12 protein-coding genes are annotated in these 16,427 nt (G+C 57.1%); 5 read left to right on the plus strand and 7 right to left on the minus strand.

Going from position 1 to position 16,427, the window contains the following annotated elements; translation table 11 throughout:
• Positions 1 to 98: 98 nt before the first annotated feature.
• Positions 99 to 2,519, minus strand: coding sequence for an arylsulfatase (locus tag SBL51_RS05255; protein ID WP_317929734.1), 2,421 nt, complete (start codon positions 2,517 to 2,519; stop codon positions 99 to 101).
• A 119-nt stretch (positions 2,520 to 2,638) separates the two neighbouring features.
• Between SBL51_RS05255 and SBL51_RS05260 the strand changes: the two genes are divergently transcribed.
• Positions 2,639 to 3,517, plus strand: a complete 879-nt coding sequence (locus tag SBL51_RS05260; RefSeq protein ID WP_317929738.1) for a LysR family transcriptional regulator — start codon at positions 2,639 to 2,641, stop codon at positions 3,515 to 3,517.
• Here SBL51_RS05260 and SBL51_RS05265 read toward each other — a convergent pair.
• The 4 genes from SBL51_RS05265 to SBL51_RS05280 all read right to left on the minus strand — a co-directional run bounded on the left by SBL51_RS05265 (position 3,483) and on the right by SBL51_RS05280 (position 8,682).
• Positions 3,483 to 5,645, minus strand: coding sequence for a molybdopterin-dependent oxidoreductase (locus SBL51_RS05265; RefSeq protein ID WP_317929739.1), 2,163 nt, complete (start codon positions 5,643 to 5,645; stop codon positions 3,483 to 3,485). The two genes, SBL51_RS05260 and SBL51_RS05265, sit on opposite strands and share 35 nt — an antisense overlap.
• A gap of 253 nt (positions 5,646 to 5,898) precedes the next feature.
• Entirely contained in the window at positions 5,899 to 6,642 is a 744-nt protein-coding gene (locus tag SBL51_RS05270; protein WP_317929742.1) for a 2-oxo acid dehydrogenase subunit E2, read from the minus strand.
• Complete coding sequence (locus SBL51_RS05275) at positions 6,639 to 7,304, minus strand: TetR/AcrR family transcriptional regulator (protein ID WP_317929746.1); 666 nt, start codon at positions 7,302 to 7,304, stop codon at positions 6,639 to 6,641. Before SBL51_RS05275 ends, SBL51_RS05270 begins: the two co-directional genes overlap by 4 nt.
• Positions 7,305 to 7,425: 121 nt before the next feature.
• Positions 7,426 to 8,682: an acetyl-CoA C-acetyltransferase gene (locus tag SBL51_RS05280; RefSeq protein WP_317929748.1), complete on the minus strand. Its 1,257-nt coding sequence runs from the start codon at positions 8,680 to 8,682 to the stop codon at positions 7,426 to 7,428.
• Between the two features lie 214 nt (positions 8,683 to 8,896).
• On the opposite strand from SBL51_RS05280, the gene SBL51_RS05285 reads away from it, so the two are divergent.
• The 3 genes from SBL51_RS05285 (at position 8,897) to SBL51_RS05295 (ending at position 12,083) form a co-directional block, all read left to right on the plus strand.
• Entirely contained in the window at positions 8,897 to 9,136 is a 240-nt protein-coding gene (locus SBL51_RS05285) for a hypothetical protein (RefSeq protein ID WP_317929750.1), read from the plus strand.
• A 253-nt stretch (positions 9,137 to 9,389) separates the two neighbouring features.
• On the plus strand, positions 9,390 to 11,336 hold the full coding sequence (locus SBL51_RS05290; RefSeq protein WP_317929752.1) for a pyrroloquinoline quinone-dependent dehydrogenase: 1,947 nt from the start codon (positions 9,390 to 9,392) through the stop codon (positions 11,334 to 11,336).
• 114 nt (positions 11,337 to 11,450) lie between these two features.
• Positions 11,451 to 12,083: a TetR/AcrR family transcriptional regulator gene (locus tag SBL51_RS05295; protein WP_317929754.1), complete on the plus strand. Its 633-nt coding sequence runs from the start codon at positions 11,451 to 11,453 to the stop codon at positions 12,081 to 12,083.
• Between the two features lie 87 nt (positions 12,084 to 12,170).
• Here the strand turns inward: SBL51_RS05295 and SBL51_RS05300 are convergent, their stop codons facing one another.
• Positions 12,171 to 13,556, minus strand: a complete 1,386-nt coding sequence (locus SBL51_RS05300; RefSeq protein WP_317929756.1) for an aromatic ring-hydroxylating oxygenase subunit alpha — start codon at positions 13,554 to 13,556, stop codon at positions 12,171 to 12,173.
• Positions 13,557 to 13,746: 190 nt separating this feature from the next.
• On the opposite strand from SBL51_RS05300, the gene SBL51_RS05305 reads away from it, so the two are divergent.
• Positions 13,747 to 15,036: a hypothetical protein gene (locus SBL51_RS05305; RefSeq protein ID WP_317929757.1), complete on the plus strand. Its 1,290-nt coding sequence runs from the start codon at positions 13,747 to 13,749 to the stop codon at positions 15,034 to 15,036.
• A 7-nt stretch (positions 15,037 to 15,043) separates the two neighbouring features.
• Here the strand turns inward: SBL51_RS05305 and SBL51_RS05310 are convergent, their stop codons facing one another.
• Positions 15,044 to 16,408, minus strand: a complete 1,365-nt coding sequence (locus tag SBL51_RS05310; RefSeq protein ID WP_317929758.1) for an MFS transporter — start codon at positions 16,406 to 16,408, stop codon at positions 15,044 to 15,046.
• Positions 16,409 to 16,427: the final 19 nt, after the last annotated feature.

Raw genomic sequence — 16,427 nt, forward strand, 5'->3', positions numbered from 1 at the left:
CAACAAAAAAGGCCGCAATGGAAATTGCGGCCTTTTTTGTTGTTCAGAAGTTACCAAACTTGAGGTTGTTGGCCCACAACAACCTCAAACAGACGCTACTACTCCATCAGTGTTTGCACCGCCTGCTTCATCATAAACATCAAACTGATATTGATTTTCACGGTGATCTTATCGATCTCGCCGTTAAATTCCCCGCCATTGCTGTAATCGGTCGATACCGGTACGTTGGTGTCTCGGCCGGTGTCCAGGGTTTCACCGTTGCCGGCAATAATATACGGGCGCTTGGCAACGGCACCTACGGCCACCGCTTCACCATCGACCAGAATGGTAACTTCACCACCCTCGTCACCCTCATGAGTAAATTGGTATTGCAGCGTGTGTTCGCCCGGCGTTAGCGGCTGTGTAGCCGCCACCTTGGAGTGGTTACCCGGCTGATCAAGGGGCGAAACAGAGGCATAGGCTACCGGGCGCCCCTCTTCCAAATAGAAACTCCAACCGCTGAAATAGCTGCCCACAGCCACAATCACGCCACTTCCCCCCTCCTCCGGGACTACAATATCGGCGGTAAGGGTAAACGGCATAGCGTAGATGGGTGGCGCCGACATCATCTGCAGAGAGATATCCGGCCCCCACAGCTCATACTCGGTGCGATGATTACCCGCTGCGCGAATCATCCGTTGGGCACGGGCCTGGCCGCCGCTATCCTGAATGGGATAGACCTGATGCTTGCGCGCCTCCTGATCAAACATTTGCTGCATCTCGGCCAGCTTCTCAGGGTACTCCGCTGCTACATCGCGGCTTTGGCTGAAATCGGCATTCAAATTATAGAGTTCCCAAGGGTAGGTGGTCACATCACTGCCGCCGCGCTCCTTGGCGATATTCCAGGGCATGTTGCGTGGCGTGGTGTTGGCCAACCAACCGTCGTGGTAGATCGCCCGATTGCCAAGCACCTCGTAGTACTGGGTAGCTCGGTTCGAGGCGCCATCGGCATCAGCAAAGGTGTAGAGCATACTGGTACCATCGACCGGCTTCTGTTTTACACCATCCACCGTCTTCGGCTCGGGTACACCCGCGGCCTCCAACAGCGTCGGCATGATATCGATCACATGGTGGTATTGCGGGCGCACACCACCAGTCTCCTGCAGGTGGGTCGGCCAGGAGATCACCAAACCATTGCGCACACCACCCAGGTGGGATGCGTGGGTTTTAAACCAGGGGAACGGGGTATTGGTGGCGTAGGTCCAGCCCACCGGGTACCCCTCATAGGTGTTTGGCCCGCCCAGCAGGTCGAGGTGCTCCGCTATCCAATCGACATCCTCATGTAGCTCTCTCGGCGACGAGAGGTGAGCCATCTCGTTGAGTGAGCCCTCCGGGCCGCCTTCACCACTGGAGCCATTGTCACCCTCAATAAATACCACCAGGGTGTTCTCTTTCAGCCCCATACGCTCCAGCTCTGCCATAATGCGGCCGAACTGGTCATCCTGGTAGGCAAGCATGGCGGCATAGACCTCCATAAAGCGAGCATAGACCTTCTTTTCGGTATCTGAGAGGCTACTCCAGGCGGGTATCACATCGGGTCGCTGAGAGAGCTCGGTATCGGCCGGTACAATGCCCAGTGCCTTCTGCCTAGCCAGAATCTTCTCCCGCTCCTTATCCCAGCCATCATCAAAGCGGCCTTTAAACTTGGCAATCCACTCCTTGGGAGCCTGGTGCGGCGCGTGGGCAGAGCCGGTGGCCAGGTAGGCAAAGAAAGGTTTGTCCGGGGCACTGGCCTTCTGGTTGTGCACCCAGCGAATCAGGTGGTCAGCCAGATCCTCATCCAACAGGTAACCCGCTGGCCGATTGCTGCCATCCACCGCTGAGGTACCCTCATATAAAGCCGGCTGGAACTGATCGGTATCACCGTTAATAAAACCATAGAAGTACTCAAAACCTCTCCCGGTTGGCCACTGATCAAACGGGCCTGAGGGCGACCGCTCACCGGCGGGAACATTGTGATCCTTACCAAACATGGCGGTGTTGTAGCCGTTATCGCGCAGAATACGGGCCACTGTGGCTGCGCTGGCGGGGATATGACCGGTGTAACCGGGATAGGGTGAGGTCAGCTCCACCACCGCTGCGGTACCCACCTCATGATGGTTGCGACCGGTCAGCAGTGCCGCCCGGGTGGGCGAACAGATACCGGTGGTGTGGAATTGGTTGTAGCGCAGACCATTCTGAGCCAGACGATCCAGATTGGGTGTGGGTACCATACCGCCAAAGGTGCTGGAGGAGGCAAAACCAACATCGTCGGTCATCACCAACAGAATATTGGGCGCACCCGCAGGGGCGCCCACGGGGCTTGGATATTGGGCGGTGGAATCATCTTCGGTCACGGCCAGGGTGCCCTGGTACTGGGCCTCAGCCAGTGGCAGTACCGTACGATCAATTTCGGTCTCGGCGGCAAACAGCCTGGGGATATTTAAAAAGCAAACGCTGATAGCGGAAAGTGCCGCTGCACCTACAAGAATTCGTTTCAAGAGTGGCTCCAATAATTATTGTCTAACCGTTCTGTATAGAAGCGTAAAGGTAGGCACTATGCCTGAATCTGGCTATAATTTTTAATGCTTATTAAGTAGCCTAACCATGCGTACGACTTATGGATGTAGATCTCAAACGACTAAAACACCTGGTAACCGTCGCCAAGCTCGGTTCTATCTCGCATGCCGCCGAAGAGCTGCATATTACGCAGCCGGCTTTGAGTCGTAGCATCGCCTCACTGGAAGCGCAGTTTGGCGTGCGCCTGTTCGAACGGGGGCGCAACGGTGTCACTCTCACCCCACTGGGCAGTATGGCGGTGGCGGAAGCCGAAGCGGTACTCAAGCGGGCCGGCCGCTTCAGTCATAATCTGGGGCTCTATAGCCAGGGGCTGGCTGGCAATCTCGCTTTTGGCCTCGGCCCACTGCTCGCCAGCCTACTGCTACCGGAGCTCAGTATCCAATTTCTCAACAGCCACCCACAACTGAAGCTCTCGGCCTCGGTTAAGTCGGCCACCGCCTTACTGCAGGCACTGCAAGCTGATGAGGTGGAATTTTTCTACTGCGGTGAACAGCAGCTGCAGCTCAATGAGGATCAATCGGTAAGTACAGTCGGCAGCCTGTCGTTAGCCCGGGTGGTGAAAGCCGACCACCCGTTGCTGCAAGGGGGCAACTTTGAGACCCACCTGCTCAATCAATATCCGATTCTGAGCGGTGTCGAGCTCTCCCGTTTCTTCTCCCGCTACCCCAATGGCATGTTCGTGTGCGATAACTACGATATTCTACGTAACACTGTGCGCCACACCAACGCTATCTGGATCACCTCGCCGCAGTTGGTGGCCGCGGAGTTAAGCCACGGAGAGTTGGTCGCACTGCCCGGCACCACCGCCCCCGAACAAGTTAATATTCTGCGCATTACTCGCCAGGGCTACCAACTCTCTCCGGCCGCCAAACTGGTCACCGAATTTATTGATCACTACTTCCAAGCGCAGCCACGTTAACAGGAATACCGGAAAAGAGTGGCATAAAGTTGATCGGCTCCAGGGCATCGGTGAGTGAGGTGAGGTGGCCGGTAAAGCTGCCGCCCTCGGCAACAGGATCCCGACTGGCTGTGAGAGAGCCAAACATATGGCTCATGGAGATCACCCCGCTACGCAGCCGTTTCTCGCCTTTAACCACAGCTACTATTGCACCGTAGGCCGAGCGGATTTGCACCGAGTCGCCCTCTGCCAACCCTTCCCGTGCCATATCGCCGGGGTTCATGTAAGCCCAGTTCAGCGGGTAGCGCTTGCGTGTCAGTTCAGCCTCGCGATAGGCACTGTTCATCGCCTCTAATATTCGCCGGCAGGTGAGCTGATAACCAAAGCGGGTATCGGGTTGCTCCTGGGCAAGCTCGGCCAACTCCGTAGCTACATCGGGCGGGCAGAGCTGCAGGCGGGCACCGTTGTCACTCGCCGCCGGCTGCACCCTCTGGGGCTCCAGTTGTGGCCGCACGCCCGAGGGGTTGGCTTTTAGTTCATCGAACGAGACTCGGCTGCGCTGGCAGAGAAAGCGCAGCATCGCCTCCTCCTCCGGCCGGCTCTCCACCGGCAGTGACAAGCCATCGGCGATAGCCTCAAAGTCAGCGCCGTAGGTCCAATATTTGAGGGTGAGCGGCAGCCCCATCTTTGCCGCCACCGCCCAGAAGAACTCCCAATCGTGAATAACCCCGGCGGGCTTCAGCACCATCGGGGGCGTGTACTGTGCAAAGGCTTCCGGAAAGAGGCTGTCGCCAGGAATGGTGATGTCGTGACGCTCAAACGGCTGACTGGTGGCAACTACGTAATCGGCCAGCTTGCCGGTCTCATTCAAGCGTGCATCCAGGCAGACCAACAGATCCAGCTCTTGCAATGCCGGTATTGCCACCGCCGGGTCGCCCAGCCCCATGGCGGGATTGCCGCCAAAGCAGATCAGCGCCCGTATTTTATTGGCACCGGGGGTGGTGATCTCCTGGGGTAGCAACGCCGAAGGAAATTCACCAAACAACTTGCCTACCGGTTGCGAATGACAGAAATCCCCCCTCTCCCACGAGCGGGACGCCGGCACCACAGTTTCAAAGAAGCGGCGTGGATTGAGCGTACCTGGGTTGCGCACCCGGTCCCCAGCCTGGCGATAGCCCCCCACCAGAGCGTTCACCACCTCGATCATATGATCGTTGAGGTTGGAGCGGGCCGACATCGACGGGCCACTGCCACTGCCCACAAAGGGGCGTTGTGCCTCTGCCAGCCACTCGGCCAACCGTTCGATTTGCGCAACCGGGATATCGGCGCGGGCGGCCGCCAGCGCCGGCGTAAAGGGGGCGACGGCTTCGGTTAACGCCTCCAACTGCGTAACGAAGCGGTGGCAAAAGGCGTGGTTATAGCCACTGTTTTTCAATAGCAGGTGGGCTACAGCTGCAAAAATAACCGCATCCTGGCCGGGTTTCGGCTGAATAAACAGGTCGGCGTAGCGGGCGGTTTCCGTTGCCCGTGGGTCGATCACCACAATGCGGGTGCCGCGTTTTTTGGCTTCGGCAAAACTGCGCCCAGGGGCGCCACTCTCGCCCGGGCCAAACGGGTAGGTTTGGTGCGAGACGACGGGGTTATTCCCCACAATCACGGCCAGGTCGACATCGGCAAAGGCTGGCTTACCACTGGCCATAATCCCCATCCGGGCCGAGGTGACCCACTTGGCGGACTGATCAATGGTCATGGTGGAGAAGAGATTGGGGGAGCGCATCGCCGACAGAAACGACTTCTCCAGCTGTGCCCCCAGCACACTGCGGTAGGCGCCGGTACCGTGATAAACCGCAATACTGCGCGGCCCATATTGGGTTATCAACTGCTGCAACTGCGCGGCGATTTCGGTCAACGCCTGTTCGGCAACGATGGCGGTCAACGCCCCGGACCCATTGCGTTTCAAACTATGCTGCAAGCGCTCCTCCGCGCCGTTGTGAAAACGGATTGCCGACTGGCCTTTAATGCACATATAGCCGCCGTAGGGCGAGGCGGTGCCATCGGCGGCCACGGCAATGAGGCGCCCATCGTCGACGGTCACTTCCATGGAACAGAGGGCGCCGCAGTTGCGACAGAAGGTTTTCGCTTTGTTCAAAACAGCCTCGCGGCCCCCTGCAGGTAATTGCAGGGCCTACCCAGGATAGGCTAATGGGCATGAGAGTGGATTTCAGCGTGTGCTGGCAGCTGCCGTTATTATCGCGACGCACAACTGGAATCACCTACGCTATCGCGGTGACGGCTGCGCTACTTAAGGATCGGCAATCAGGGAATTTAACGAAAATTGGCCGGTTTGGCACCCCAGCCAATGGTCTCCACCGGAGCCAATACTGGCCCCGGCAGGTATAGGCTTACTTGAATTCGTAAGCGGCGAGGAAGTCGCCCATGGCTTTACAGAAGCGGGCGGCGTCAGCACCGTTGATAACACGGTGATCATAGCTGAGCGAGAGCGGCAGGAACAATTTGGCTACCGGCTGACCATCGGCATCGGGTACAAACAGGCTGCGTGCCTTAGTAATACCCAAAATACCCACCTCGGGTGCATTGATGATTGGCGAAAAGCTGGTGCCGCCAATGTGGCCCAGGGACGACAGGGTAAAGCAGCCACCCGACATCTCGGCCATCGACAGACCTTTGGTTTTGGCTTTCTCAGAGATGGCGACCAGCTCGGCGGCAAGCTCATCTTCGCTCTTCTGGTCACAATCTTTAAGCACAGGGACCAACAGGCCACTGGGTACATCCACCGCGATACCGACGTGGTAGTAACCCTTCTGGAAGTATTTGGAGCCGTCGGCGGAGAGGGAGATATTAAACTGCGGAAACTCTTGCAGCAGGGCTACAGTGCCCTTGATCAACGCCGGCAGCAGGGTTCGCTTTTTGTCTGGATTGGCGCTGTTCCACGCCTTGCGACGCTCTTCAAAGGCGGTGATATCCACCTCGTCATTATGGGTGACGTGGGGAATCATGCTCCAGTTGCGGTGCATTGCGCGACCGACAAAGGCCTGGATTTTGCCGAGTGGCTTGGCTTCTACGGGGCCGTAAACGGAAAAATCTTCCTCAGGCCAAGGCAACATAGGTATCGATTTATCGCTCATTTCACTTCCTTTAAATACTCGGAGGCTTCGTCTAGGTTAGAAAATTTCTCAGGGATCAAAGAGCCGTGCAGGCTTAGGCGCATCACCTCTTTAATAAAGCGTTGGGTCAACTGTTCCAGCTCTTTTTTATCGCTGGTCTTTGCCCGCGCCCAGACCGGCCACATCACCGTACCCACCAGCATAATCACAGCATAAACTTCGCGGTCTATATCTGGCTTGGCAAGTCCGGCACCAATATAGTACTCCAGATTTTTCAGGAAACGGCTCCAGAAGGGGTCTTTGCCCGGCTCCTTTGACGTCATGATTTCAAACAGCCATACCCGGGCGAAATCGGGGTATTCCATAGCAAACCTGGCCAGTTTTTCGGTGGCCTCATGAGGATCCAGCTTGATGGGATCTTCTGGCGAGCCAAAGATGCCCTTGGTGAGCTTGCCACTCACCCAGGACATAGTCTCTTGCACCAGCTGTTCACGGGTTTTGAAATGGTGATAAGCGGTGCCGCGATTGACTCCAGCCAACTGCGCCACTTTTGAGACACTGAGCCCCTCAGGCCCATCTTTTGCCATGAGCTTTCCCGCTACCAGCAGGATAGACTCTCGGGTCTGTTCAGGATTTCTTCTTCTTTTATTAGCTGAGCTGTGTTCAGAGACAGACTCTGTCATCAGGTTCTCCTAAACCATTTTTACAGGCGATGCTTACCACTTCGTCCACAGAAGCCCCCTCCGCCTCAAGAAACGAGGCGAAGATGGTTCTTACGGTTGATCGGAGGCTGATTACGCGAAATTATACTCGTTCGATAATTATCGCTGGGGCCATACCACCTGCGGCACACATCGTAATCAATCCACGTTTCAGGCCGCGGCGCTCTAATTCATCCAGTACTGTGCCGATCAACACAGCACCGGTAGCCCCAATGGGGTGCCCCAAGGCAATAGCGCCACCATTGACATTGATCTTATCGCGGTCGATATCCAAGTCGCGGATAAACTTCTCAACCACAACCGCGAAGGCTTCGTTCACCTCCCACAGATCAATGTCGTCTTTGGTCAACCCCGCTTTGGCCAGCACTTTTTGGGCCGCCGGTACTGGTGCATTGAGCATCAGGGTCGGACAGTCACCCATATTGGCCATGGCAATCACCTTGGCCCGGGGTTTCAGACCGTGGCGAGCCACATAGCCGCCAGACGCCAGCAGCAGTGCGGCGGCGCCATCCACCACACCAGAGGAGGTACCCGCATGGTGGTAGCACTGAATGTCGACGTCGGGGTAGACAAGATTGATCAGCTTACGGAAGGTGGTGCCATGCTTATCCAGGGGCATATCGGCCAATTTGAGAAAGCTAGGCGTCAATTTGGCCAGATCATCCAGGGTGGTGCCGGGGCGAGGATACTGCTCCTTATCGAGCAGTAACACCCCTTCTTGGTCGTAAACAGGGATTAGAGATTTGTTGAAGTAGCCATTTTCAATGGCTATCGCCGCTCGACGCTGGCTTTCCACGCCAAAGGCATCAAGATCTTCACGAGTGATGCCCTGCATGGTGGCGATGGTATCGGCGGCCAGACCCTGGTTGGATTGTGGGTACTTCTTCAATAGGCTGAGGTTACCGGTACCCAACAAACCATTACCGCCCAGGCCCGCTTCCCGCTCTTTCATGCCCACTTCGGTCACCACCGACATCATTTCGGTACCACCGGCGACAATCAGATCTTCCATACCCGACATCAACTGGCCGGCAGCGAAGTTGACGGCCGTTAAACCACTGCCGCAGAAGCGATCCAAGGTAACGCCACTGACCACCGGGTCGTAGCCGGCATCCAGTGCGGCCATACGGCCCATGTCGCCCGCCTGAGTGCCTTTCTGGGCACTGGTGCCCCAGATCACATCGTCTACATGCTTGGTGTCGAAGCCGTTACGCTCGTGCAGCGCCCGCATAACGGTAGCCGCCAAATGCTGTGGGTGCACGCCGATGTAGGCGCCTTTATCGGGTTTACTGGTTGCACGGGGAGTTCTTACTGCATCGATGATAAAGGCTTCGGCCATTTGACTCTCCTAAGATCGATAGGTGACACTGCTACGCGGCGTTGTTTATTGTTAAGATTGTTCGGTATTGTACGACAGTGTTGACTAAATGTATAGTTAGGTCACCCCCGCATCACCTTTGCGAGGGGCCGATGATAAACAGTTAACACGCTGAAATAATTAGCAAAATCGTGTACGAATAATCACTAAAACGAACAGTTAGGGGGAGACAATAATGCAAGGCATGGGTGATGGTAATTGTCCTTACCAATTTAATTTTGAACCAGAAACATTTAAAGTCGGCGACCTGATCAGTTACCGTGTTCCGTCACTGGGCGACTTTCCGTTTGTAGCCGAGATTATGGCCGTGCACGACGATTACATTGAAATCATGAGCCCGGACGACCCGGAAAAATGGATGCGCGCCACTCGCGAAGCCCGGCCGGTGGTCTCCGATGAAGAGGCCCTGGGTTAAACGCCCACTGGTGCTCCTGCCGAACGCTACCTGATCGACATCTCACTACAGAACCAACCACAAGTCGCAGCCCGTCAATTGGTGTCACACATAGGACGCCAATTGACGCGGTACCAAACTCGCCCGTAGAATCAGCCCATCACTTTATGAGACGGCGTGGATCATCCACACCGTCAATCACTCTGCACGCGCAGCGAACGGCTACGAGCCAGCGGCTCACCCAGCCCACAACATAAAATCAAGAAGGCTAACGATGTATTACCCAAGCGTTTCAGACCAAAAAGCTCGCTACCAAACACTGAGCATGCTCTGCCTGCTGCTCACCTCGGTAATCAGCCTACCGGCCAGTAGCACCGAGCAGTACCAGCGCGACATCAAATACTCATCACTCACCGATATTAATCGCGATAACGTCAGTAGCCTGCAGCCTGCCTGGGAGTTTCATACCGGCGAGGAGATCCCAACCAGCAGCAACAACACTCTGCTCTCCTTCCAGGATCAACCCGCCATGATCGACGGTAACCTGGTGGTCTGCTCAACCTCGCGCAAACTGTTCGCACTCGACCCAGCCACCGGCGAGCAGCGCTGGTTATTCGACCCGGAAGATAAAGCCACGCGCATCAAAAAATGCCGGGGTATCTCCCACTGGGTGGATGACCAAGCCCAGCCTGGCGATGTTTGCCAATCACGCATTTTCCTTGGTACCGCCGATTACCGCCTGTTTGCCATTGATGCCAAAACCGGAAAAGCCTGCGCCAGCTTCGGCGATAACGGCCAGGTGATAATGCCCACGTCAGAGCCGGTCCTTTTTCCAGAGGAGGTCTCCGCCCTCTCCCGCCCGGCAATCGTTAACGATGTGGTTGTGGTCGGCTCCTCGGTGGCCGATAACCAGCGGGTAGATGCCCCCAGCGGCCGGGTGCTGGCCTACGATGCCCGCACTGGCAAGCCACTCTGGCAATTCGACCCGCTGCCACGCGACCCGGCCGACCCGGCTGGCAAAACCTGGGAGAAAGGCACCGCCCAAGGCTTCGGCGGTGGTAACGTCTGGGCCTCCATGGCGGTGGATGAACAACTGGACCTGGTCTATCTGCCCACCACCAGCCCCTCCAGCGACTTTTACGGCGGTGATCGCGGCGGTGATAACCTCTACTCCTCATCCCTAGTCGCCTTAAAAGGTTCAACTGGCGAGGTGGCTTGGTACTTCCAATTCGTACACCACAATGTGTTCGACTACGACACCCCCTCGCAACCGATACTGATCGATTACCCGGTCAACGGTGAGATGGTGCCGGCGGTGGTCCAGAACACAAAAATGGGGTTGATCTATATCTTCAACCGGGCCACCGGTGAACCTCTGATCCCCATCGAGGAGGTGCCCGTACCTCAGGACGTTATCACCGAGGGTGAGCAACTCTCCACCACCCAGCCAATTCCAGTTGATATGCCGGTGCTCACACCCCAGAGCTTCTCCCCGGACGACGCTTGGGGGTTCACCTTTGTCGACAAGTGGCTCTGTAAACGTAAGATCGAATCACTTAACTACGGCCCCATCTACACCCCGCCTAGCGAAAAGGGGACTATATTCTTCCCCGCCATGGGCGGTGGCCCCAACTGGGGTGGCGGCGCCTACGACCCCAACAGCCATGTGATGGTTGTCGCCTCCAATCGGGTGCCCACAGTCACCACATTAATGCGCCGGGATAAGGTGGCCATGGCCAGTGAACAGGCCATCGAAACCGTGGGCGAGATGTCGTTTGATGTGCAGGGTGCCTATTTTCTGCCCAAGGTTGCGCCACTGCTCTCTCCCCTCGGCGCCCCCTGTTCTGAGCCACCCTGGGCAGCCCTCACCGCCGTTGATCTGGTGGCGAAAAAGATTATCTGGGAGGTACCTTTAGGCAGTATCGAGAAGATGGCACACGTACCCTTCTCCTGGTATCTGGGCACTCCTGGTGCCGGTGGCGCTCTGATAACAGCCGGCGGTGTAGCCTTTATCGGTTACACTCTGGACGACACCTTCCGCGCTTTTGATATGAGCAGCGGCGAGATCCTCTGGGAGGCCGACCTGCCCGCGGCTGGTACCGCAGTGCCGGTTACCTACGCGGTCAATGGTGAGCAGTACGTTGTCATTCCCGCCGGTGGTCACAGCATGTACGCCTCCACCTTGGGGGACTCCGTGGTGGCCTACAAGCTGCCCAAGTAGGGGCTTGGCCCTCTCGGAGGGACGGCTGGCGTATGACAACTCAGGCGATCAATGGCAATCGGTGGTATGATGCCGGGCAATGATCGCCCACTAACGAGAACATAATCCACCAGCATGACAGAGCCCTCCGACGATAAAAAACGCCGCAGTTACAACAGTCCCGTCCGCCGCAAACAAACCCTGGAGACCCAACAGCGAATCATCGACGCTGGCGTCGAGCTGGTGCGCGAGTTTCCCAGTTGGGATTGGCGCAACCTCACCTTTAAAGCCGTCGGCGAGCGGGCCGGCATCAGTGAGCGCACAGTCTATCGCTACTTCGCCAACGAAGGGCTGTTGCGCGATGCCGTCATCAACAAAACGATTCAGGAGTCCGGTGTCGACCTCGACAACATCAGCTTCGCCAACTTTGTCGATAACATCGCTAAGATGTTCGCCAGCCTCGCCTCCTTCTCGGCCCGTACCGGGGCGGTGGAGGACCCTAAATTTATCTCTATCGATCAACAGCGTCGCAACAGTCTGGAGCGCACCGTTCAAAGCGAGATACCGCAATGGAGCAAAGAGAATCAGGCCGCTGTCGCCGCCGTGCTCGACCTGCTCTGGAACCCGGCCACCTACGAACGTCTGGTGCAGGCTTGGGGCCTGGATAACAACAAGGCCACCAGTGCCATCGCCTGGCTGGCCAAACTGGTGGAGCAGGCGGTTGCTGACGATAACAAACCCCTGGGTGATGAACCCGCAGAAGAGTAAAGCTTTAGCTATCCGGCTATCACAAATACAAAAACAACAAACCCGCCAATGGCGGGTTTGTTGTTTTAGCAGGGCTCTGCACTACAGCTAGGCTTCGAAAGCCCCAGGTGCACCCAGATAGCGGTCCAGCCACTGGTGCATATTCTGGATAATCACCTCCTGATGACCCGCCAGCCAGACCTGCTTCAACCCTTTGGTGTGCAACCCCTTCTGGATACGGGGCACATTACCAAAGTCCTGACGCGGAATTAAGAGCAACTGCTCCGGGTCGTTGGCGTCGGTCACCAGCGTGCACTCGGCGCGGGCTGGCTCCTCATCGGCGGGTAGAGTCTTCACCGAGAAGATCTCAAAAATACACTGGTCCGGGCTGTCGCCCAGCGGCCGAATGCGGTAGATCATACTGTTGCCCATATTCGGCAGAATCAACAGGTTGGGGAAGACAAACACCTCTCCACCCCACTGAGCAGCGATATCCGGCGTCAGATCCGGCATCGGACGCCCTTGTGCCGTCGCCTGAGCATAAACCGCCTTAATAAACTCCGCGCCCCAGGAGGAGCCTTCAGCCACCTGCAGGCCACGCAAAGATTTGGCCACCTCAACATCTTCCGGCAACACCATGGTGTCGAGTTCGTCAATCAAATGCTCCATGTGTTCGATCATGCTCTCCAGTGTCTCGGCGGTAGGTTTGGATTTAGTGTCCGAAATCACCTTCGAAGCTGCAAAGAAACGTCCATGGCCGCCTTCCAAACCTTCGTAACTCACGTCCCAATGTTGGAAAGTAGTCTCCGGCATGTCTTCGTAAATGGTTTTACGACCGGGCTCATCCAGTTGCGGATGAGTGGTCGGTACGTGGAACGCCTCGAAAAAGGCCTCCTGGGCCACCTTCCAGTTACAGGGCCCCTCCACCCGGCGCCACCAACGGTGGTGCATATCACCAATGCGCAGGGCATCGATATGGCCGCGCACCGGTGCGATAAATTCGTTAAAGTCCTGGGGGTTGTCGGAGAAGCTGACAAACACAAAGCCAGCGTAGACCTGAGTGTGTACCTGGCGCAGATTAACGTCGCTCAGCTGCAGCTGACCTTTGTTGAACTCCTGGCGCTCCAGCACATAGTTACAGCTGCCGTCCAGATCCCACTTCCAACCGTGGAATGGGCACATGATGCGGTTGCGCTCGAAGCTGCCGGAACCATCGGAGAGCGTGGTGCCACGGTGCGGACAGGCGTTGTTAAAGGCTTGAATGGTATTCTCATCCACCCGCACAATCATTGCCGACTGTTCACCGATATCGTAGGTGGTGTAGTCGCCGACGTTCGGCACCTCATCCACCCGACAGGCAAATTGCCACACTTCGCCCCACAGCTTCTCGTACTCCAGGCGGGTAAAGTCCGGGTCGGTGTAGCGGCCGGTGCGCAAGCCACCGTCCAGCGTTTTCCACTCTTCACGCCATTCACTGTTTGCTTTGCCTGTCATTGCTCGTCTCCTTCAAAGGCCCGCTCTGTAATACCGGCAAGCCTGCCCCCCAGAGTTGCTTCAAGGGGTACAGAGGCTTGCGCACAGCTGGGGCAATAGGGTTTATGCTTATTGTGCGTGCGATAACTATGCAACAATGCTGTTCAACAACAGTTGATACGCGTCAAAGCCAATGGAGAATAGAAAAACGATGAGCAGTGGCGATTGGGTCGTGGGCGACCTGTTGGGTTTGGCACTACCCGCCCATGAACAGGCACTGTGCGCGGGCGGCCCGGAGTTTCTAACCCGAGCTTTTCAGGCCACCGGCGCCTTGGCTGCCGATAACCAAGTAGTTGCGGTAGAGGAGGTACGCCCCTGCCCCGGCGGCAGCACCGGGCAGAAGCTCTTTTTGACTGTGCGATACGCCAAGCCCGAGGCAAGCCTGCACAACCGGCTATTTGTGAAATTTTCCCGGGATTTCACCAACCCCATTCGTGACCGCTTGCGCGACCAGCTGGCTGCCGAGGTACGCCTGGGGCTGCTGTCACAGAACCCCAACTTTACTATCGCCACCCCCACCTGCTACTACGCCGACTACCACGCTGAGTCCGGCACCGGCATTTTAATCACGCAGCAGATGACATTTGGCAAGGAGGGCGTCGAGCCACTTTATGAGAAGTGCCTGGATTACCAAATCGACCAACCCCTGTCCCACTATCAGGCCATTATCAAAAGCCAGGCTCGCCTGGCCGGCAGCCAAAAATCGGGCAAGCTGGCGGCGGCGGTGGAGCGGTACTTCCCCTTGGACTGCTCCCGGCAGGCCATCAACCAGCCTATTCGCTACAACCGGGAACAACTGCAACGGCGGGTGGAGCGCCTGGCTTCCTTCCACCAGCGTTTCCCTAAGTTGTTCGCCGCCGAGCTGGTTGCGCCCGAATTTTTAGCCCAGCTGCAAACCGAGCTCGGCGTTTTCTTAACGGCCCAGCCAAATATTGTTGAGCACCTGCATCGCCACCGCGACTACATCGCCCTGCAGCACTGGAATGCCAATATCGATAACGCCTGGTTCTGGCCCGATACTACCGGCGAGCTGCAGTGCGGTTTGATGGATTGGGGTAATGTCAGCCAGATGAATATCGGCTCAGCCATTTGGGGGGCGTTAAGTGCCGCTGAAACCAGCCTCTGGCGAGCGCAGCTCACCAGCCTGCTCAACCTCTATATCGAAGAGCTGGCCGCTGCTGGCGGGCCTACGCTAGAGCTGGAAGTATTGAAGAGCGACTGCTTTTTTACCGTCGCCATTCTCGGCCTGGGCTGGCTGATGGACGCCCCGGCGCTGATTGAAAAAGTGGTACCCGAGCTGAACGCCGATTGCGACCGCTTCCACCCCGCCATTGCCGGCAACGAAACCGCCCGCACCCAGCTGCAGATGCTGAGCAACTTTCTCTACCTGTGGCAGAGCCAAGGCTTCCTAAGCCGCCTGCAGGCAATCGCAGTCTCCTAACCCCCCCTTACGGCTTGGCCTCCGCCTTATTGGAGGTGAGCAGCACCAGCGCCAGGGCAATAGGCCAGAAACAGAGCACGGCAATGTAGAACATCACCTCCCGCCCGGCCTCGGCAGTCACCTCGGCGTACTGCGCCAGAATCACCGCCGCCAGGGCATTACCCAGCAGACTGCCAAAGGCGCGAAAGCTGCTGAACAGCCCCATCGCCAGTGCCTGGGACTGGCTGGGCGCCACCAAAAAGGCACTGCGCTGAGCCAACAGATAGATAATCGCCAAGGCCAGCCCGTGAAAGACCATCGCCACCGCCAGTGAAAGGGTGTTGAGCGCCAGCAGTAAAATCAGTAATTCGGCCAGCATTACCGTCAGGGCGAGTAGCTTCACCCAACGGGCGTCGTGGTTATCCAGGTAGCGGCCGACAATCGGGCTGATCACCAACATGCACACCGACGAGATCATGAAATAGACCCCAAGCAGGCCGGTGCCGATACCCAGACTCACCAGAATCCAGGCAGGCATCGTAAAAATAATGCCGAACTGAACAATGGCGGTAAAAAAGGTGGCGATACAGCTCAGGTTAAACTGCCGGTTATTAATGGTTGCCAACTGTGCACGTGAGGAGTTGGAGCGCAGAAAGCTGTAGAGCCAAATGGCCACCGCCAAGAACAGCAGCACCAGGTAGGGAAGCGTCGATTCCCGGCGAATAATCGCCTGCAGCACAAAGGCCAAGGGCACCAGCGGCAGGCCAATAAAACTCAAACTGGTAAATTTGGCGGTGCCGCTCTTGTCTCCCGGCAGGTAGAAAATCCCCAGCAGCAGCGACGCCAGGCCAAAGGGGATGTTGATCCAAAACAGCATGTGCCAGTCAAAGGCGTGCAGGATCATGCCACCGGCGGGAAAGCCCAGGGCCGCCGCACCAGTCATGGCTGAGTTGAGCACCCCCAGGTAGGAGCCAGCCCTCTCCCGCGGCGCCACCAGCGCCACCAGCGCCACGCCATTGGCCAGAATCAACCCGGAAAAGACCGCCTGCGCCATGCGCCAGAAGACCAGCATCACAAAGCTGCCAGCCAGTCCGGCAAAGACACTGGCCACCATAAACCCCAATACCCCCAGTAGAAATACGTTCTTGCGCCCGAAAATATCGCCCAATCCACCGGAGAGCGGCTGCGCCGCCGCCGTGGCCGCCATAAACAGCATGATCATGGTCGACATGTGCGCATAGGGCACCTGGAAGTAGTCGGCCATGGTGGGATAGGCGGTTACGACCAGAGAACCGTTCACCGGGTTGAGCATATAGCCGATGGCGATGGCGAGGATGGCCAGCACCAGAGTCAGGTTGGCACCCGTGGCGGACTCACTTTTGGACGAACACATAACGAACCTTCAACCACTT

The sequence above is a fragment of the Halioxenophilus sp. WMMB6 genome, from assembly GCF_033283405.1.
Lineage (GTDB): Bacteria > Pseudomonadota > Gammaproteobacteria > Pseudomonadales > Cellvibrionaceae > Halioxenophilus.